Genomic DNA, 20,752 nt, shown 5'->3' on the forward strand with positions numbered 1-20,752 from the left:
ATTGTTTATCGCCACTAGGGGAGTCTTATTAAGGCTGAGACGCATATGGATATGCGGACCCTTGGAACCTGATCTGGATCATACCAGCGTAGGGAAGTGGGACCGCGCTGTTATTCTATTAACCAAACCATCGTGGGCCGCTTCCTGAGCTATATTAGGGGGCGGCCTTTTTTAATTTTATTCAGCGGGAATTCAAACCCCGCTGAATAAAATTAAAGCCGCCGGCGGATGTCACAGATTTTGAGGGGAGTTAAGAAGGCAGTCTAAGTTCGCGACTTCCTGTCGCAACAACTGCATGACCTACATCCTGTAGGCCTCAAGCTCAATTCAAAATCTGGACGCAAATACGCCAAGGCGTATTTAATTTTCAAAAAAAAGAGATGGGGAGTGGACAGGATGACATTTTGTGAAGAAGTACGGTCGGAATGTGATGCATTATGGCAAGGGAGCTTTGACCATCCGTTTGTCAAAGGCATTGCGGAAGGTACGTTGCCACTAGATGTGTTCAAATTTTACGTGCAACAGGATTCTTATTATTTATCACATTTTGCGAAAATCCAGGCGCTTGGTGCTGTGAAAGCAAAAGATTTGAAGACGACTCAACGTTTTGCGGCACATGCAGAACGAACATGTAGTGCGGAAATGTCCTTGCATGAGTCCTTTTTCGGCATGTTAGACATCACCGAAGAAGAGCGTGCAACATTTCAGCCCGCACCGACGGCTTATCAATACGTTTCGCATATGTATCGTGCAGCACACGAAGGTGATTTAGCAGACGTCCTCGCCGCATTGTTACCGTGTTACTGGTTGTATTATGAAATTGGTGAACGGCTAAAAGACGCCAAACCAAATCACCCTGTTTATGATAAATGGATTCAAACGTACAGTTCTGAGTGGTTTGAAACGCTGGTAAAAGAACAAGTTTACCGGATGAATGAATTAGCAGAAGCTGTCTCACCTGAGAGACGCAATGAACTGAAAGAACATTTCCGGAAAAGTAGCTATTATGAATGGCAGTTCTGGGAAATGGCTTGGACCAAACAAGACTGGGCCATCCACTCTTACGACGTGGTGGCGAGCCAATAATGGACGGTCTCTTACAAAAATTACGTGAAGAACAACCACTCGTGCATTGCATGACCAACATTGTCGTTGCCAATTTCCAAGCAAACGGATTACTGGCGCTTGGTGCATCACCCGTCATGGCAGATGCGGTAGAAGAAGCCGCCGAAATTGCCAGCGTGTCGTCTTGTACCGTTTTGAATATCGGCACACTGAAACAAGATACCGTCAAAGCCATGCTGCTAGCAGGAAAAAGCGCCAATGCACATGGCAAACCCGTCATCCTTGATCCCGTCGGTGCGGGCGCGACCGCTTTTCGCAAGGCGTCCGTCTTGGAGATTTTGGATGAAGTCGTTCTAACCCTTATCCGCTGTAATGCGGGTGAACTTGCAGCGATCGCAGGCGTGAAATGGCAATCGAAAGGCGTCGATGCGGGCCAAGGCGATGTGGATGTAAAAGCACTGGCAGAGGAAGTTGCCGTGAGGTATCACTGCATCGTCGCTGTTACCGGCGCAGTCGATATTGTGACCGACGGCAACAAAACGATTTCGATTACAGGGGGGCATCCCCTACTGTCCAAAATAACCGGCGCAGGCTGTCTACTGAGTGCAGTCGCGGGAGCATTTTTAGCGGTGGAGCATGAAAACGAGTTAGAAGCCGTGGCAACTGCATTGACTTTTTATAAAAAGGTGGGCGAACTGGCTGCTGAAAAGGCAGCGGGCCCTGGCGATTTTGCTGTACAACTTTTGAATGCACTTTATCTTGGGAGGCTGACAACATGACCTATGTGGCTATGACAGTGGCGGGTTCAGATAGCGGTGGCGGTGCAGGGATTCAGGCCGACCTGAAGACGTTTCAGGAGTTAGGCGTCTTCGGCACGTCTGCACTAACAGCCGTGACTGCACAAAATACACTTGGCGTACACGGTGTCTATCCCATTGAGGCGGCTGGTGTAACCGCACAAATGCGTGCTGTGCTGGACGACTTCAACGTTGGGGCTGTGAAGACCGGCATGTTATTTTCAGCCGATATCATCCAGGCAGTGGCAGAAACACTGCAATCATATGGCTCCCCCACACTTATTATCGACCCTGTCATGATTGCCAAAGGCGGCGCTTCGCTGTTATTGGAGGAAGCGGTTCATGCATTGAAGACATTTCTACTTCCAATGGCGTGCGTCATCACACCGAACATTCCCGAAGCGGAAGTGCTTGCAGGTATGACAATCGAAACCGATCGGGATGTCGAAGAAGCGGCAAACCGTATTTTACAATTAGGTCCGGGGGCAGTTGTCATGAAAGGCGGCCATCGACCAGGAGCCAGTTATGCGGAGGATCTGTTGCTTTCAGCCGATGGCGATCGGCTTGCCATCCGCTCCGAATGGATCCACACCAAAGATACACATGGCACTGGCTGTACATTTTCCGCAGCTATTACCGCACAAATCGCACAAGGGAAAACGATTGCAGAAGCGGTTGTGGATGCAAAGCAATATATCCAAGCGGCCATTGTCGATGGGCTGAATCTGGGTGCAGGACATGGCCCGACCAATCACTGGGCATATGGGCGGCTGAGTAACGAGGCCAGAAAAGAGGTCGTGTTCATTGATTGAACAAAAATTGCAGTTGTATTTTATCATGGGCAGCGTCAATGCAGGAGCCGCGGATCCGTTGGAGGTGCTGGAAGCAGCACTTCGCGGTGGCGTGACGTGCTTTCAATTGCGGGAAAAAGGGCTAGGAGCTTTAGTCGGTGATGAAAAAAGGACATTTGCAGAAGCATGCCAAAGGTTTTGTCGGCAGTATGATGTGCCGTTTATCGTCAATGATGACGTCGATTTGGCCATTGCTATTGATGCGGATGGTGTTCATATTGGACAGGATGATGAAACAGCGGCGATTGTACGGCAACGGCTTGGAAAAGATAAGATAGTAGGCGTTTCCGTACACAATGAGCAGGAAATGTTAGCCGCTATCGAAGTCGGTGCGGATTACGTTGGAATGGGACCTGTCTATGCGACTTCTTCGAAAGCAGATGCAAAACCCGTTGCCGGGACCGCATTTATTCAGGAAATGGCCCGTGCCTACCCTACTTTACCCATTGTCGGAATAGGCGGTATTACATCGGCCAATTTTGAGCCGGTCTTGGCAGCTGGCGCTTCAGGCATCTCACTTATTTCAGCAATCGCTTCAGCTGTTGATCCTTATAGCGCGACACGCCGTTTTAAGATAGCGATCGACAAGGGAGTCGCTTCATTATGAATACACGTAAAATGGCCATCATGACCATGTTCGTTGCCATTGCAGTCGCTGGCTCCACATTCGTATCATTCCCGGCTGGCATCGCACGGGCCTATCCCATTCAGCACGCGGTCAATGTCATTGCAGCCATCATGCTGGGGCCCGTTCCAGCGGTCATCATCGCCTTTTTAACTGGACTCGTCAGGATACTCACCGGCACAGGTTCACTGCTTGCATTTCCAGGCGGCATGATCGGAGCTTTCCTTGCGGGGATCTTGTATAAACAGTTCGGAAAAACATGGATTGCTGCCGTTGGCGAGGTCATTGGAACTGGCGTCATCGCGTCACTCATCGCAGTTCCCTACGCCAAAATCCTAATGGGAACGACAATGACGGCCTTCTTCTTCGTACCGCCATTTCTTGTATCGAGCGTCAGCGGCGCAGTGCTTGGTCTCATACTGGTTGTACGACTGCAGCATACGCGCGTTGGGAGCAGCTTGAAGGGAACGTTATAAGGTGTCATCGATCATAAAACCAATAGCCGCCTAGCTACATAAGCAGGCGGCCATTTATTTCATTCAATTATTTTCTTATACGGCAGGTCTTATTTCCTAGGCAATTCCCTCAACTGTCTACTCAACTCATGAAAGGACTTATCCAGCTCAGCATATTTCTTATCACTCGGCTTCATCAAACTTAACTGCCCAAGCACCGCCTGCAATTCCGTTTCCAGACGCAGTCGCTCCTGTGCCGTCTTTTCCGGTTGCACCACTACCCCGCGCGCTTGCCATTCAGCCAAGGTCATCTGCACTTTTCGAATCGTCCCTTTATCAAAAATCAGTAAGCCGTCCGCCATCCGCTCCGTAAAATAACGGTCATGCGAGGCAAATAGCAGTGTACCCGGAAACGACTCCAACGTCTTTTCTAGCTCTTCCCTTGAAGGCAGATCCAGATGATTTGTCGGTTCATCTAATAGCAACACATCGACCCCTTCCAGGATAAACTGCATCAACTTGACCTTTACCCGCTCGCCCATACTTAATGCAGCCAGTGGCAAATTCCAGTGTTCTTTCGTGAACCCCAGATTCATCAAATTCGTTCGGATTATCCCTCGCTCCTGGAACGTATCCACATAAAAATACTCCGCCATCGTTAGATCCTCGGGTAAGTCGAGCACCGTCTGACTCAAATAACCAATCGTCATCCCCGCCGTTTTCCACAGGTCCCCGTCACATCCTTCTTCCCCGAGCACCATGCGAAACAACGTCGATTTTCCAGCACCATTCGCGCCAACAAGCCCAATCCGCTCGCCAGCTTGCACGGTGAACGATACATTTGAAAATAGGTTGTGCTCCCCATATGCCTTCCCGACTTTCTTTAATTCCAGTACCCGTTTCCCTTTTTTCTTACGACCCTTCACGTCAAAAGATACGGCAATTTCGTCTTCGGGTTTGTCGATACGGTCTTTCTCCAATTCGCCTTCCAGTCGTTTGCGCTTCGAGCGAATTTGTACGTCCCGTTTCTTCGCTTTCATCCGGAAGTATTCTTTTGCGCCCATCGTCCTTCCGCCCTTTTTCGTCGATTCCGCATGCGCTTTTGCCGACCAGTTCTCCAACTCTGAAATCTGTTCTTCTACTTCCGCAATCTTTCGCTGTTGCTGTTCATAATGCTTCCGCTGAATTTCTCGGTCCAGCTCTTTCTTATCCCGGTAATCCGAATAATTGCCTTTATACACAGTCAGCTTGCCGTACTCAATCTCAAAGACCACATCCGCAGTCTGGTCGATGAAATGCCGATCATGCGAAACGATGATATACGTACGCTTTCCTTCATTAATAATCCGTATCAATTCGTCCAAGCTGTCACTGTCCAAGTGATTCGTCGGTTCATCAAGCAAAACGAGCTGGCTCTTTTCGGCAAGTGTGGCAGCCAGACGCATTTTCATACGCTCCCCGCCACTTGCGGACACATACTCTGCATGCTCCGGCACCTTCCACTTCTTCCGGTATACATGCGTCTCTGCGCCCCCCCAATCCGCCGCGCCTTCATCCTCCTGCTCCTGCCTAAAATACGTCATGGACGGCGCCTTACCAGTCCAACCAATCGACCCCGAAGTCGGCATGGTTTCCCCTGCGAATAACGACAACAACGTCGTCTTCCCTGCCCCATTCGCCCCAACAATCGCGATACAAGCCCCCTCCGGAATATCCGCCGATAAGCGATCCAAAATCACCGTCTCACCATGCGCAAATGATAATTTATTCAAAGTTCCTAACAACATACTCATTCCTCCAAATACGGAAGGACAAAAAATCCCTCCGAATAGTAATCGGAAGGATTAGTCGCTAATGATCCATTTTAAAAGTTCCCTAAAAAGCCCCGTTGCATGCGCAATGAGAAAGGGGGTGACTTAAAAGTGGACAGACTAATCCTGTTTTCCGTGTGAATCGAAAATTCAATTTCTCGGAATCAAAGATTAGTTATCCATCGTCCACCCGTCATTCCCTTCTCAATAAAGTTATTTGTATTATACCATACTAGTCAGTTTTTTGATATTAATTCCAAACCCTTTCCACTTTAGGTAAAAGCAAAAAAACACCCGCGTGAGAGACAACAACAATTGTCTTTCACGCAGGTACATGGCTTTCGTTTCACTTATTCATTTGAGCAAGAAAGTCACCAAGAAGATCCAGTTCATTCTCTTCTTCAATAGGCACGCTCTTCGTTTCCTTTACTTGTTCCCAATTGAAATTGTCTAGATCATCAACATCCGTCTCGATATCAACAAAGTGATCTTCGACAGCAGCTGCTGCTACTTCTTCTTGAAGATAAAAGGGAGCTTGTTCCTCTCCTTTATTACTGTGCAGTGATGCAAAAAGTGTCGCTGTGCGGATGGGATCAGACAGGAGCTGATACACGATACTTCCTAGCAGTGCTTCGGAATGTTCATGCTTCAACCAATCTCGTTGCGCTTTCGATAATCCTTTTGGCAGAGGAATCGTGATCGCCTCTCTGTTTTTCAAGAGTGTATCATTGACGCCATCGATGACGAATTCAGCTATTTTACTGGAAAAGTTTCTTCTTTCGACCTCTTTTAACTGTTGCAGCTGCCTTAATACATGGTCAGATGCATCAGATGGAATACGAAACGTAATGGGCTGACCCCTCTTTATACCTCTTTCTGTCACGAGCTATCACCCTACTTTGCTTTAACCATTTTCTCTTCTTGTTGTTGCTGCTGTACGACTCGTTGACTTTTTTTAGCGAAGTCGGAAATGAGCTTATAATACGCATTGGCCATCATCCATACGCTTTCTTTTTCGTCTTCAAAGAAATCGATATTATAGCCGTCTAAGCTATTATTTAACGCTTTTAGGTAATCTTTCAAGACAAGGGAGCCTCCGCCGATGAAATAGCAAATTTCCGATTGCGAGTTTCGTTGCCAGATATACCGTAAATGGCGATATTGCTTTTTCGCTAAATCCAATAGAATACGATCTACAATATCATGAACGCTTGTCCGACTACCTTTTACCATAATATGATTTCGATCACTTTTCCTCGTAATAATCTCCACGACATCTAGACGGCTGTCCAGCTCTACGCCATGTTTTGCGTAAATCTCTTCACGAATAGCATCAAGTGACTCTGAAACGCCCAAATTGAAGCCTTGTGCCTTATCATCATCGACTTTTCGATTCTTGATCACCGCAACATCTGTCGATAGTCCCCCAATATCTTGAATCAGAATTCGCTTATCAATCAGCTCTTTATTAATAATATTTAAATCATTATCCATCACAAGGTTAATAAATGCAGCAAAGCCTTCCGGATACACTTTCACTTCTTCAAACTTGATATTCACTTTTAACCCTTGATATTTCGGTGTCACTAAAAACTCCACTTGGTGAACAGAGCCAAGCAATTGAGAACGATAGCCAACATCCTTCCCTTCCTTCACTTCCCTCAGTGGAAGTCCTGTTCCAAGTGTATACGTAGCCTCGATTACATTATTTGAACGTTTAAAAATCGTTTTATTTTCATCCCGTGCTGCATCTAATGCTAGCGCAGCAAACAGCATCACAAGGGTTTGATCTTCCTCAGATTTATTGCTACCTGGATCTAACTCCGTTGAATTCCCACTTTTTGTCGCTAAATTTCCGACGCGATAAATTGCGTTGTTATCTTGTAATGCGGGAGAGTGCAATCGAATATGAATACCGTCAGTAGGCTCTTGATTATTCAATTCTTCAATTCCGATGATCGGACGATCTGCAATATCCTGTGCAATTACATTTGGAATGTTAAGTTCAACTTCCAACTTCCCAAAAATTGCTTTCAATGAATCATTTCCTACATCAATTGCTGCAATACGTGTTTCCGTCATAGAAATCATCCTCCCCATTATTCTATCTTTCTACTAAATAATAGTACTTACATTTTACTCACACGTCAAACTATTCAGTCATTGATTACACAAGTGTAATCTTGTGTGCATAACTGTAAACATGTATACAATCTCGTGTACATGTTTGTAAACATGTTTACATCCCTGTTTACCTATATAAACACTGGTTGCGTACGTGATTGTAAACTTGTACACGATAATGTTTACATTTGTGTACACTATCGTGTACAAACTAACTATTTATGTATACGTGTTTTGCAAACAAAAAAATCGACTGTTCCCCGAAGGTTTCAACCGATTTTCAACATATATCTATGCACGCTGTATTGGGGCATCTAAATCGTTCCCCGTACTGTCTGCTCCCTAAGCAATCGTATATTATCTTTTACCTGCTGGGAGAGGTTTTGCAAGGCCGTTATGGAATCCGCCTGATGGTTTGATAGCTGGCTTACAATATCTTGGAAAAGCATATTCATATCGTCATATAGGGCTACGGTTGCTGTATTGTAGAGGTGGACATTCTGAAAGGCATCTTTACTGAAAATTGCACTGTCAATATAGGGCTTTATACTATGAATAACTGCTGGCAGTCTTGAGTCCAGTTGCGTTACTGCTATTCGAAGACTTTCAACTAACTCCGTTAGTTCATCGATGCGCTCGAGTGCTTGATTCACCATATTTCGAACTTTATCATCAAAATCCGTAAACGCCCCCACCAAAATTCCGGGCAGAGTCCAATTAAATCCGAATGAAACTGCTCCCCTTACGATAGTCGCTGCTGACTCAAGAAGTCGTTCAATCGTTGACAATATTCCTCCCAGTACTTGAAGTAGTGGTTTCAATACGGTATTCGCAACCGCTTGTACGGCTGCATATCCTGTATTCACTTGGATTTCCTTCATTCGAAGCGTGAGCACTAGAAAAGGAGAATCTACTAATTTATATACTTCATTCTCTAGGATTGTAGCTGTTGACATATCCAGTGTACATTGGTTCTGGATAGCAGTAGCCAAGCATTCATCCCTATTCTTGAACGCACTAGCCGTTTCCGATATTTGTGTCCGATACTGCGTAATATGATTTTCTAATAAGGTATTATTTGCGCCTACAATAGTAAAATGGGCCTGCATTTCCCGAACAACAGCATCCAGCCAAAATTCCGTGCCCCCTTTAAATAACTCCACAAGCTCACGTCGTAGCATTCGATCGATACCTGCCGATACAGCATCGAAAATGTCTTTAAAGTGCCGTAACTGCGCTCGAATCGATTCGAAGATAGTTGAAACATCCACATTGGTCCTCGTAAGAAACTCCAGTAACTGTGCAGGTGGGGAATTTAAGATAAGATTTAAGGATTGGCAATGTCCCTCCGCTATATAAGTTACCCCAATCATAAAATCAAGTTCCATCTGAATAATAGAATTCGGGGTAGTAATTCCCCTAAAAATCGTGTTACCGACCTCTCCTTCTATCATCTCTTTAAATTGATCCTGCAATATGTTAACGCGTGCTGTATATTGACTACCCTCGTGTTTTACTATTTCAATCGATTTCTCCATGTATCCCTTGGCGCGATCAACACGTGTAGCGATTTCACTTTGAATTCCACCCGCCAACTGATTCAGACTGTCGACATTGATATCAATTCGTTCACCACCGCCGTAATACAATGGCATCCCCGTCCATATTGACGTCATCACATGGGATCCAGCATCTACGTAAATTTTTCCGTATCCAGGCTGTCCCTCCGTGCCAATTTCATAGTACTGCTTATTAATATCATCCTTAAGATAGCCCGTATGATTTGTTGAAAGCATCTCAAAATCGGGAATCCCGTTATTAATTTCAAAATGGTTTCCTGGAATTCGACCACCGTATCCCAGTGCTTTTACCCCACCTGTCAGCACATCGTATTGACTCATGTAGTTCGTAATATTATCATACGACGCATTCGGATCCACTGAACCCGACGGTAATAATGCAGGATTCAGCGTAACCGCCTTCACCTCCGGCCGATTCACAGCAACATAATTCGTCGCTCCACCACCCAATGAATTCCCAGTAACGGAACTTATTTGGCCGTATTTCTTCTCCATGTCGTCGAAATACTGAAGTCCTTCCTCCAACTGTGTAGGGGGACTGCTCCTGAGCAACTTGGCGTCTGTTATGATATCTGGGATACTCGAAGGGTCTGTTCCTACATAGACGATGGTATAGTCTTTAGTGATTGTATTTTGCACGGTAAATGCATCTAGTCCGCTTTCGGAGCTTGTGATTAAATCTGTTACTTCGAACTTTTTACCGTTAACTGTAATTATCCCGAACTTTATAACCGGTCTGTAAGCATGAAATCCTGCAAGTTCTATCAGGTCAACATCATTCACATATTGACTCTCCAAAAAGTCTTTCTTAACAGTTTTCACAGTCACTATCACCTCACCTCACTCCTTGATTATTAATTCAGGATTTCCCCGTTCAAGCGAGTTTTCTTTATTTCCTCTGCCCGACATTTTATCAACAAAGTTATCATGCAAATCAATTCCATACTTAGCACGAGGTAAACCTTCCATTTTTTTAATATCGGTTGCAATCTTATCAATTAATTCTTCATCCGGTTCTAGATCTTTTTCGGACATGAATAATTCGATGGCAATAATAAATTGCTCTGGGTCATAATTTATTTCTTCCTCAAATGATTTCCATTCCTCTTTCGTGCGCTCCGGATTGGAAATATATTCGGCAAGAAGGTTTTGGAATGAATCCATATTTGCACTCAAACGATAATATGGCGTTGCATATTTAACTGCACCGACACTTCCCAAGGCCTCCACTTTTTGTCCCGTAACTGGATATTCATTTACAATGGTTTCTAGATAATCATCCAAGACAGCAAGCTTTTCATCGTAAATCATCGCAAGCAATCCTGTGACAATAGCCTGTTCTATTTCGTCTTCCAAAGACCAAACGCCGTCTGTCTCAACCGATTCATTCTTTACATCAACTGGAATAATCGCCAGCGTATAAAAATGAGGTTCTCCAACAGACTCCACAAAAACGGAAGCCGCACCAGTCGTTCCAACGATGTTATGAACTTTGACATCTGTCTTATACTTATCTACAAAAAACTTCTTAACCGCCTGCTCTACTTCTTCACGTTTTTTTTCCGCAATGGCATCCGTTCCATTATCAGCTTCCAACCTAAATCCTTCACCTACATACTCCTGGACAGGCACATAGTTCTTTTCACGATACTCTTTTCCTACTTGTTCTAACCTTTCTAACTCTTTTTCCGTCAGCTTAATTTCCTTCGCACCATTTTTCCCATCAACTAACTCATATCCCTGTTCCTCATCCGCCGAATTCAAAGCCGAACAACCCCCTAATACAAATGTAGCACCTAGCGTCAATGCCGCAATTCCCTTTACATACCCCATGGAATACCTCCGTTGCTTCATTCTTTATATAGAGTATATTAAAGCAAACGGAAAGTATTGGCATTGGATAGCTGTAGAATTCCTTTCATATCCTTAAAAACGGGAGAAAAGTCAGACAACTACTCGTGAACAACAGCACTAAATGCCTAGGTAACGAACTCTATTTGATATATGGGAATCCGCAATCCAAAACAAAAATACCTGATCCAGAAACGATTGAGCATTGTCTCCAAACCAGGTATCTATTTTGCTGAAATCGATTATTTCACCCCACGTCAGGGAATACTATGTCTATATCAATCAATCGAAATAAGGCTAAAAACGATGAACAACCCGGACAGTAGACCTCACAGTCCCGACAAATCCATGTGGCTCAGTCTTCTTGAAGCTTCCGTTATTATCGCTGGCTTCATTATATCCCATCTTGTCATGCACTAACTGAACACTTCAACCCAAAACAGGCCGACATGTAATCGGCCTGTTTTTTCACTATGCACTTCTATTCAGACGGCATATCCGCCTCAATCCGTTTCATGAATTCCTCCGCAGCACTATACCCTTGCTGGTGAAGATACCAATTATTCGCCGCCGCTTCGATCAACCCCGCAATATCACGCCCAGGCTGAAGTTGTATTTGGATATGTGGTATTTGTACATCCATATATTCCACATATTTCGTCTCCAACTCTAACTCATTGTTCAAGGAATTATCCGCCCATTGCGTCAGTTCAATATCAAGTGCAATCCGCGTTTCCTCTTGGAATGCAGCCCTTCCATACATGCGCACCACATTTAACAAGCCGATACTACGCAGAGCGAGGAATTCTTTATTCTTTTCATCATGTGTCCCCAGAAGTGTTTGTGGACTCAGCTTTTTCAAAAGGACAATATCATCCGCTACCAGACGATGCCCCCTGCCAATCAGTGTATGGGCCGTTTCACTTTTCCCTACGCCAGAGTCACCTCTCAGTAAAACCCCTATCCCCGATACATTCACACAGACGCCATGTATCGCGATTTCCGGAGCCATTGCCTTCACAACGTACGCATCCAATTTGGCCGTCAGCTCGCTCATGGAATCACGGGTCCGTAACACCGGGATTTTTTCGTCCTTACAGTATTCAATCAGTCCCAACGGCTCTTCTTGTTGGGATGTAATGATAATACAAGGAGGAGCATACTGGACAATGTTTGCAATCCGTAGTCGGCACTCCTCAAGTGTTAAGGTGTGCAGATAGTTTATTTCATTCTTGCCCAGAATTTGGATGTATTCTGTTGCTATGAAATCGAATTTATCCATAAACTCCAACCCAGGACGGCGGACTTTCGTTCTTTTTATCACACGATGCAATTGGTCATGTCCGCTCAACACCTCAAATGCGAACCTTTTGATAATCTCTTCAATTGTAATGATTTTCATGCTAACCAGGCCTCTATTCTTCCGTTTTGTCATTCACTTTATGGACATCCAATAGGTTTTTACATTATTCATACAGGATAAGTATAACAAATAATATCCATACATTCCCTATGGAGGGATTAGTGCTCGTCATACAAAATACCTTTGCTCCATTCGTATGTTTCACCTATCTAATTCCCTGTCGGATCCAGAAGAAAACAAGCATAAAAAAAGAAGATTTACACTCTATTTTTCATCGATTCTAACTATTCTATTTACCTTAACAATTCAATGTTTATAACACTTTATAGCACTTCCCATACTTTTTATAGGCTCCTTTTACAGGATTCTTACCACCTCTAAAAGCACTTGTTGACACGCCCATTTTTCTCTGCTAAATTAACATCTAATAACAAAAATCGATGGGAGAAAAAGTACGATAAGAACCCTATTTCTTGGATCATCAAGGACCATTCTTATCCGAACATCACCTCTGAGATGCAAAGCCGAAAATCAGTACGCTTTGACGGTTTTCCACCGTTACATGGGCACGTGCGAAAGTGCGTTGACTGAGACCCGCTTGTCGGAGACTTGCGGAGTATGGGCAGAATTACGAGCACAAACTCGTCCCTATTGTGGGGCCGAGTTTTTTTTATTCTCAAGAGACGAAAGGAGATTTACGGTTCATGAAAAATTTAATTGTCGTTATCGGTTCGCTCATTATTGCATTTGCGTTTAACTGCTTTCTCGTCCCATTCGGGATTTTAAGTAGTGGCATTAGCGGGATCGCCATCTTACTCGGGCTCATCACCCCATTTAACACGGGCGTATTAAACTTAGTTCTGAATTTACCTTTAGTTATTTTAGGCTACTACAAACTCGGAAAAACAATCACCATTAATACCATGATTTGTGTTGCATCACTCTCGCTTTTCTTATATGTGATACCTGTCGTTGCGATTACTGATAATATCATGTTGTCGACCGTTTTCGGGGGAGGTATTGGGGGTCTGGGTGTTGGACTTATCCTTAAATACTCCGGAACTTCCGGTGGTTTGGATATCATCGCTATCATCATTTCCCGTACAACATCCTTCAGCATCGGCCTTCTCCTCACAGGGATGAACGGCGTCATCGTTCTGCTGTCTGGATTCGTCTTCAACTGGGAAATCGCCTTATATACCCTGCTGTCGATCTATATCACAGGGAAAATGATTGATACAATTTTCACCGATCACGTCAAATTAACCATGCAGATTGTCACCACCAAAGGTGATCTAATCCGTAATGATTTACTCGGGTCTATCTATCGTGGGATTACGATTACCGAGGGCTACGGAGGCTATACGCAAGAGAAGAAGGATATTTTAATGATGGTCGTCACACGATACGAAACGTTGCATGTTAAAAAGATTGTGCGCAAGCATGATGAAGAAGCATTTATTAATATTTATGAAACGGTCGAGGTTGATGGGAAGTTTCATGTGAATTAAACGAAGAAATAGCCACCCTGCTTATCAAGCGAGGTGGCTATTTTTTCATTACTCGGTTCACAGGAAACACTTGTACATGCTTACCGTTGTTTTCCTAATTGATAGGGCGAATATCCGCGGTTAACCTTTAAGGGGGTATCCATTCCGTTCACTTCGTCAATTTGCTCTTTCATAAATAATGCCTCAGGATACCCGTAGCTGCCATGTTCACTCAAATCCAAACCAACCCGTTCTTGTTCTTCCGTCACCCTCAGTTCCTTCATCACTTTTTTCATAACATATAAAATCACAAAGGATACGGAGAAGGCATAGGCAGCCGATACGGTTACACCCATGAACTGCACCCAAAGCTGAGTGAATCCACCGCCATACAACAAGCCCGCATGTCCGACAGTCGCCAATTCCGGTGAGGCAAACAAGCCTGTCGATAAAGTCCCCCAAACGCCTGCAACACCATGAACGGACAGCACGTAAATTGGATCGTCTATTTTGCGTTTTTCAAAAAATCTAGCACTGTAAAACACCAGTATTCCGGCAACAAGACCAATGATCACCGACGCCCATGTCTCTACAAAAGCACATGAAGCAGTAATCGCAACGAGACCGGCCAAAGCCCCATTTAGCATTGTCGGAACATCGGATTTTCCGAAGACAACCCATGAAATAAGCAAAGCACTGATGGCTCCTGCTGCGGCTGCCAATGTAGTATTTAAGGCAATATATCCAAAGAATCCATTCTCTACACCCAATGTACTTCCTGCGTTAAAACCGAACCAACCTACCCATAATATTAAGACACCTAAAGCAGTGAAAACCTGGTTATGACCGCTTAAATTGTTAGCCGTACCATCTGCGTTGTACTTTCCAACCCTTGGTTTCAATAAAATCGTAGCTGCCAATGCTGCCATCGCACCGGTTAGATGAACAACTGTTGACCCTGCAAAATCCTGTTTTCCATGCTCCGCCAACCAGCCACCACCCCAGATCCAGTGTGCCACTACAGGATAGACTGTAATTGAAAAAAGCAAAGCAAAAACAAGGTAAACGGACAGTTTAGCTCGCTCTGCAAAGCCTCCGAATGCAACCGCTAATGAGATGCCTGCAAATGCAAGCTGGAATACAAAGAATACGGCGGTTGAATAAGTACTTCCTTCAACTTCATCACCTGAATAAAAAAAGTCAGACCAACCAATAAAAAAGTTTCCATTTTCACCAAATATAAATCCGTAGCCAACTGCCCAAAAAACAAGCGAGGCAATTCCAAATGTAAACATCGTCTTGCCCGCAATGTGACCAGCATTTTTCATTCTCGTTGACCCAGCTTCCAGTAATATAAATCCGCCTTGCATGAAAATAACTAAAATAGCCCCCAACATAATCCAGACACTGTTTAATAAATATAAGTTATCCATCTAAAATTCCCCCCTCTTCTTCTGTAACTACTTCTAATTCGTTGGAGCATAGAACACTTTCCCTTTTCAATAACGTTTCTATGTGAATGTTTCAGCCCCATGTTGATTGGATATAAGCGGGAAATGAGCTATGAACCTATTATAGACGGGCTGAATCCAGAAACTTTGACAAGGATTGATTGATACTAGTTACTACTCCATACATAAAGTCTTCCAAGTGCGGTTCATGCTTGCGTCAAGACTGCACTGGATATTCCCCCTTCTAAGTTCGCCAGCATTGCAATTCGACAAGCATCGTTTTTGAACAAAAGTCCAGACGTTCGCTACCTTTTCACTAGCTATGTTGAATGAAAGAATCCTACCTACAACGCTTGGCGCTTGGGGATGCCTTCGCTGGAGATTAGGCGAAAATCATAAATTCAACATATATAGCTATTTTTAATGCACTAAGCCTCCCCCTCTTCTCCTTAATTCCTTTTCCTGGTTAAATCCTATCATCCAGAAGATCAAAGTGATTTAGATTTTCTGATTAAACATTTGCACTTTTATGTACATCAATAAAGTTCGGAAAACACCAAAAAAGACAGACATCAAATAGATGCCTGACCCTACACAACATGCTTATCGTATCTCCGAGGGAGTTTTACCTGTGTACTTTTTAAATTGTCTACTGAAAAAATGGATGTTGGTATAACCTAGAGCATCGGCAACTTCTGTCACTGTGACTCCTGTAGAATGTAATAGATGCTCGGCTCGCTTTATACGGGAATAAACGATATAAGACTTGACCGTATGGCCGATGTATTGTTTAAACTTCTGTGAAAAATACCTTGGAGATAGATTTGCACGTTCTGCCAAACTATCGATTGTATGCGGATATCCGGGATTTTGTTGAATATAATTAGCAATTTCTTGAACCGTTTCTAGCAATTTATTACTTGTATTAGCTGTTTTCTTTTCAAGTTCTTCTCTTAATAAGTGAATCATCAATTGCTTTAGAATGAGCCGAGCCTCAATTTCCGCACCAAATGCATGCATGAGAAACAATCGCACATATTGCGTTAAAAGCGATTCGAAAATAATAGAATCTTCGATGACCCGATGTGCTGAAGGAACCAATTGGAGTGGTTCAGTTACATCAAAATGAATATAAGTTAACACGAGGGGATTTCGGGGATTATGTGTGGCCGTTGTCTCATCGCCGGGTCTAAAGAGAAAACAATGTCCTTTTTCTACATCGTATGGCTTACCATTAAGCACGACTGTCCCTTGCCCACTCCACACATAAAATAAATCATAATTGGGGATTGGTTTATCACGTTTTCTCCATTGCCAGTTCGGTTCACATTGAATAGTGGCCATAAATGGTTTCAACAAAAAATGATCAGAGTTTAGATAAAGCAACCCAATTCCCCCTTTTATTCAATTCAACAGCCACTTACTTATACACTTTATTCTTCATCCGTATGTGAAAGCAACTGAGATGCACTGTAATATGTACATGCACAATACACGTTTTTACACGAATGGATGATTGCGAGACTGTTGAAGTTGATGGGCAGTTTTTGGTCAACTAAATGACAAATAGCCGTCCCGCTTATAAAGCGAAGCGACTATTTCTCTATTTAGCCATGCCCTACCTCAAAGCACACATCGAATTATGATTGAACCAGTTGCCCAGCCACCATCACCCAACGATTTAGGGGCTTTCTCGCTACCACTTCAGCCGTAGAAGCCGCCTCGAAAAAGACGAAATCTGCTTTATCATTCTCTTTCGGCCATACTTGGTTTCCTTTGTTATCCAACGGGGTGATTCCCTGCGTCGCATATTTTAGCGCATAGCGCAAAGAACGTTCATCCGTTTTGCCATACATTTCACAGAAGCGTGTTACTTTTTCTAACACATCCCCCGTTCCATAGGGACTCCAGCTATCATAAAAGCCATCACAGCCAAAATGGACGTTGACGCCACTACGATCCAACAGCTCAATCGGAGGTAGCGTGCGATTAAGATTGATAGGCACAGTCGACATAATCGCAACCACTTGATCAGCCAAGCGTTCCGCAATAGCCTTCTGCTGAAATGCCGACACGTCCCCTAAACAGAAGGCATGACTCAAGGCCGTCCGCCCTTTATAGCCTGCTTCTTCTACAATCTCAATCCATTTATCCACCGTATAATGACCCACGGAACCGCCATCATGAAGATGAATATCGACATCACTATCGAATTCCGTCGCAATGGCCATCACCTCATACAACGACCTTTCAATTGAGCGGTCAATGCCTGCCGGATCCAACCCACCAACAATCGTTGCACCCGACCGCATCGCTTCCCTCATCAAATGCGGCACTTCCTCTCTCAGCAAACCATGCTGCGGAAAGGCGACAATTTCGTGGGTAACTTTCCCTTTAAAAGATTCTAAGGCAGCTTTCACTCCCTCTAGGTTTTTCAAACCGATATAGGGATCGATATTCACATGTGTGCGAATATGTGTCGTCCCCTTTTTCAACAGAGTTTCAATCATATTCGTCGCACGTTGTTCAGTAGTAACAGCCAATTCAACTAGCTCTTCCGCTTCCATCTGTAACCGCTCTGTTAGTGTTGCCACAGGCGTAACAGCCTTCCAGTCTAATGACATATAGGTTTTATCCAAATGATTGTGCATTTCCTTGAACGCTGGGACAGCGAGCTTTCCTGCCATATCGATCTGCTTCCCCAGTAACTCACTACCTTGTCCCGCTTGTTTAATCTCTGCAATCCGTCCATCTACTATTTTCAAATCAAAGCAATCCGTTAGCGTTTCGTAGACGCCATCGTCGACTTGTCGTTCGCCTGTTTCTAGTTTGACATTTGTCAGCCAAATGAGTTCACCCATGCTTATTCCCCCTTCCCTCGCACTACTTTTCCTTGATAAATGACGCGCGTAATCGGCTGGCGCCTTGCTACAACTTGGGCTGAGCAGACGGCATCCAACAATAGAAAATTAGCGTCATCCCCTTTGCGCGGCCATACTTGCTGCCCTGTGTCATTCAAAGGCGTAATTCCACCCGTCGCATACTTCCAAGACCTGCTTAATGCATACTCATCTAAAAAACGGAATCGCTCCGCCAGCACACACAGTTTCTCAATGGTATCCCCTGTCCCGAATGGCGACCAATGATCCGTCAAACTATCATGCCCTAGCGATACCCCCACACCATTGTCATACAAATAAGGAATTGGCATTGTTGGCCGACCAATCGGAACCGTTGTTGTCACATCCATCTTCGCAGCCCGAAGAATCGCGACCATTTCCTCCAATTCTCCGCCCTTTAGATCACCTAAAGCCATCGCATGACTAATCGTCGCTTGTCCGACTTTTCCAGCCGCTGTCACAAGCTCAGCCAACTTTATAAACTCAAAAGCTCCCAATGAGCCCCCGTCATGAATATGCAAATCTAATCCCGCATCTGCCTCCACTGCAATGTCCATCGTGAGATGTAACGAACGTTCAATATCCCGGTCTAGTGTCGCTGGATCCACTCCACCTACTAGCGTCGCCCCTTTACGCATCGCTTCTCGCATCAGAGGCTCCACCTTCGACCTCAACAAACCGTGCTGAGGAAACGCAACGACATCATAGGTCAGCTTCCCTTCGAACTTCTTGAACGCTTCCAAGGTCAGCTCAATATGCTTCGTCCCAATCTGCGGGTCCACATTACAATGCGACCGGATATGCGTATGCCCTTGCGACAATAACCATCCAATCATATTCTCCGCTCGCTCCAAGGCAAACGGCAATTGCTGCGGCAGCAACCGTTCTTCCTCTTCAATACGTGTCACAATCCCTTTAGTCGCAGGCCTAACCGCTTTCCAAGGCCCCCCGAAATACGTCTTGTCCACATGAATATGCATCTCCCGGAACGTCGGCATTAGCAAATCTCCATTGCCCTCTATGATTTCATCTGCCTGAACAGTCAAATCCGTACCGATCTCTTCTACCTTGCCGTCTTTCACTAAAATATCGACCTCAGCAGTCGTTGTACCTGATACCCGTTCACCATCATATGTAAATCCTGTTTCAACTTTTGCCCTTTTTATTAAAAGTGTCGTCATTCACATTCTCTCCCTTTTCAAAAAGAAGGGGCGGCCAACGCTCCCCTATCCTCTTATTCTATAATTATATACGATTGAAGTCTAAGGATTGAGAATTGGTTAACAAAATAGATAAAACTTTGTTAATTTAACTGATCTGGCATACTAAAGGGTCATCGCTATGTCCGTGAGAACCCCCATTCCACTGATAAAACCACCCTATACACCAGCCAAATACTGCTATATAGTGAAATGAGGTGATGATATGAAAACAAACATGTACGTAAACAACGACAAAGTAATCGCAGGCATCACGATGAAAGACCCAACCGAGTTAGAACACAACAACATGGCCCTTCATGCCTGCGAAAATCCTATTCACATACTCGATAATCGTAAAAAATTAGCCGCATCGTTGCATGCCAAGCTAGATGATTTCGTGTGTGCCCAGCAAACCCACAGCGCCAATTTCCACCGCGTAACACTTGCCGACAAAGGACGAGGCGCTCAGCAAGTAGACACCGCCATCGCGGATACAGATGCCCTGTACACTTATGAGTCCAATCTCGTATTATGCAGCTTCACAGCCGATTGTGTCCCCGTGATTTTTTACAATGAAGCGAAGGGCCTCATTGGCGTCATCCATTCCGGCTGGCAAGGTACCGTCAAAGAAATCACCTTGAAACTCTTCGAGCATTTGGCACAAGTTGAACAAAGCAACCCAGGTGATTTCCACGTCCAGATTGGTGCTGCACTGAGTCAGGACAAGTTCGAAGTGGATGAGGACGTCTATCTACAATTTAAAAACCTCGGCTATGCGGATGAGTTCATGACTTACAATGACCAAACTCGCAAGTATCATATCGACAATCAGCTGACTGTCCAAAAACAATGTGAGTTGGCAGGAATTCCTGCGGAGCGGATTGCGATGGATCGGACGTGCACGCATACGAGTTTGGATGGATTTTCGTATCGAGAGGATAAGAAGTGTGGGCGGCATTTGAGTTTTATTGTAAAAAAATAAAGAAAAAAGTAAACAGTGCCTGCTCACCTTATGTGTGACAGACACTGTTTTTATTCGCACATTCCGCTGTGGCACACCATCTCCCTATATGTAAGCGAACAGGGCATGAGGTGATAACCTTTTCAAGGGACATTCAGGTCAATCAGACTTGTACATATGTAATTGAACAGTGCCAGGTACCAACACAATCCCGAATTGTCCCGGT

General features: G+C 44.4%; 17 protein-coding genes and 1 riboswitch. Of the genes, 7 read left to right on the forward strand and 10 right to left on the reverse strand.

The annotated features are described in order from the left end of the window. Nucleotides 1-6: 6 nt before the first annotated feature. A riboswitch (TPP riboswitch) is annotated at nt 7-112 on the forward strand. Between the two features lie 284 nt (nt 113-396). The 5 genes from tenA to thiW are packed head-to-tail and all read left to right on the forward strand — an operon-like array spanning nt 397 to nt 3,814. After that, complete coding sequence (tenA, locus tag ACIQ0H_RS12760) at nt 397-1,086, forward strand: thiaminase II (RefSeq protein WP_403415162.1); 690 nt, start codon at nt 397-399, stop codon at nt 1,084-1,086. Then, complete coding sequence (gene thiM, locus ACIQ0H_RS12765; RefSeq protein WP_403415728.1) at nt 1,086-1,844, forward strand: hydroxyethylthiazole kinase; 759 nt, start codon at nt 1,086-1,088, stop codon at nt 1,842-1,844. Before tenA ends, thiM begins: the two co-directional genes overlap by 1 nt. Beyond that, nucleotides 1,841-2,674, forward strand: a complete 834-nt coding sequence (thiD, locus tag ACIQ0H_RS12770; RefSeq protein ID WP_403415165.1) for a bifunctional hydroxymethylpyrimidine kinase/phosphomethylpyrimidine kinase — start codon at nt 1,841-1,843, stop codon at nt 2,672-2,674. Before thiM ends, thiD begins: the two co-directional genes overlap by 4 nt. Continuing rightward, nucleotides 2,667-3,320 (forward strand): thiamine phosphate synthase, encoded by a 654-nt coding sequence (gene thiE, locus ACIQ0H_RS12775; RefSeq protein ID WP_403415168.1) that lies wholly within the window; start codon nt 2,667-2,669, stop codon nt 3,318-3,320. Before thiD ends, thiE begins: the two co-directional genes overlap by 8 nt. Continuing rightward, nucleotides 3,317-3,814, forward strand: a complete 498-nt coding sequence (gene thiW / locus ACIQ0H_RS12780) for an energy coupling factor transporter S component ThiW (protein WP_403415171.1) — start codon at nt 3,317-3,319, stop codon at nt 3,812-3,814. The genes thiE and thiW overlap by 4 nt, the downstream gene beginning before the upstream one ends. A gap of 89 nt (nt 3,815-3,903) precedes the next feature. Here the strand turns inward: thiW and abc-f are convergent, their stop codons facing one another. From abc-f to hprK, 6 genes are all read right to left on the reverse strand, one after another. Next, a complete protein-coding gene (gene abc-f, locus ACIQ0H_RS12785) occupies nt 3,904-5,580 on the reverse strand; it encodes a ribosomal protection-like ABC-F family protein (RefSeq protein WP_403415173.1) in 1,677 nt (558 codons plus the stop codon). Nucleotides 5,581-5,950: 370 nt separating this feature from the next. Then, nucleotides 5,951-6,487, reverse strand: coding sequence for a hypothetical protein (locus ACIQ0H_RS12790; RefSeq protein WP_403415176.1), 537 nt, complete (start codon nt 6,485-6,487; stop codon nt 5,951-5,953). Nucleotides 6,488-6,498: 11 nt separating this feature from the next. Beyond that, nucleotides 6,499-7,686, reverse strand: a complete 1,188-nt coding sequence (locus tag ACIQ0H_RS12795; protein WP_403415179.1) for an Alp7A family actin-like protein — start codon at nt 7,684-7,686, stop codon at nt 6,499-6,501. A 356-nt stretch (nt 7,687-8,042) separates the two neighbouring features. Continuing rightward, nucleotides 8,043-10,130, reverse strand: a complete 2,088-nt coding sequence (locus ACIQ0H_RS12800; RefSeq protein WP_403415181.1) for an SA1320 family protein — start codon at nt 10,128-10,130, stop codon at nt 8,043-8,045. An 18-nt stretch (nt 10,131-10,148) separates the two neighbouring features. After that, on the reverse strand, nt 10,149-11,141 hold the full coding sequence (locus ACIQ0H_RS12805) for a DUF1672 family protein (protein ID WP_403415184.1): 993 nt from the start codon (nt 11,139-11,141) through the stop codon (nt 10,149-10,151). Between the two features lie 499 nt (nt 11,142-11,640). Further along, nucleotides 11,641-12,561, reverse strand: coding sequence for an HPr(Ser) kinase/phosphatase (gene hprK, locus ACIQ0H_RS12810; RefSeq protein WP_403415731.1), 921 nt, complete (start codon nt 12,559-12,561; stop codon nt 11,641-11,643). A gap of 665 nt (nt 12,562-13,226) precedes the next feature. On the opposite strand from hprK, the gene ACIQ0H_RS12815 reads away from it, so the two are divergent. Continuing rightward, the gene (locus ACIQ0H_RS12815) at nt 13,227-14,033 is read left to right on the forward strand and encodes a YitT family protein (protein ID WP_403415187.1); all 807 of its coding nucleotides are present in this window, start codon (nt 13,227-13,229) and stop codon (nt 14,031-14,033) included. 80 nt (nt 14,034-14,113) lie between these two features. Here ACIQ0H_RS12815 and ACIQ0H_RS12820 read toward each other — a convergent pair whose 3' ends face one another. From ACIQ0H_RS12820 to ACIQ0H_RS12835, 4 genes are all read right to left on the reverse strand, one after another. Beyond that, entirely contained in the window at nt 14,114-15,445 is a 1,332-nt protein-coding gene (locus ACIQ0H_RS12820) for an ammonium transporter (protein WP_403415190.1), read from the reverse strand. Nucleotides 15,446-16,066: 621 nt separating this feature from the next. Then, a complete protein-coding gene (locus ACIQ0H_RS12825) occupies nt 16,067-16,849 on the reverse strand; it encodes a helix-turn-helix domain-containing protein (RefSeq protein WP_403415193.1) in 783 nt (260 codons plus the stop codon). A 254-nt stretch (nt 16,850-17,103) separates the two neighbouring features. After that, nucleotides 17,104-18,324: an amidohydrolase gene (locus ACIQ0H_RS12830; protein ID WP_403415195.1), complete on the reverse strand. Its 1,221-nt coding sequence runs from the start codon at nt 18,322-18,324 to the stop codon at nt 17,104-17,106. Between the two features lie 2 nt (nt 18,325-18,326). Next, a complete protein-coding gene (locus tag ACIQ0H_RS12835) occupies nt 18,327-19,544 on the reverse strand; it encodes an amidohydrolase (RefSeq protein ID WP_403415197.1) in 1,218 nt (405 codons plus the stop codon). A gap of 244 nt (nt 19,545-19,788) precedes the next feature. On the opposite strand from ACIQ0H_RS12835, the gene pgeF reads away from it, so the two are divergent. Beyond that, on the forward strand, nt 19,789-20,547 hold the full coding sequence (gene pgeF, locus ACIQ0H_RS12840) for a peptidoglycan editing factor PgeF (protein ID WP_403415200.1): 759 nt from the start codon (nt 19,789-19,791) through the stop codon (nt 20,545-20,547). Nucleotides 20,548-20,752: the final 205 nt, after the last annotated feature.

Source organism: Sporosarcina sp. NPDC096371 (assembly GCF_044762865.1).
Lineage (GTDB): Bacteria > Bacillota > Bacilli > Bacillales_A > Planococcaceae > Sporosarcina.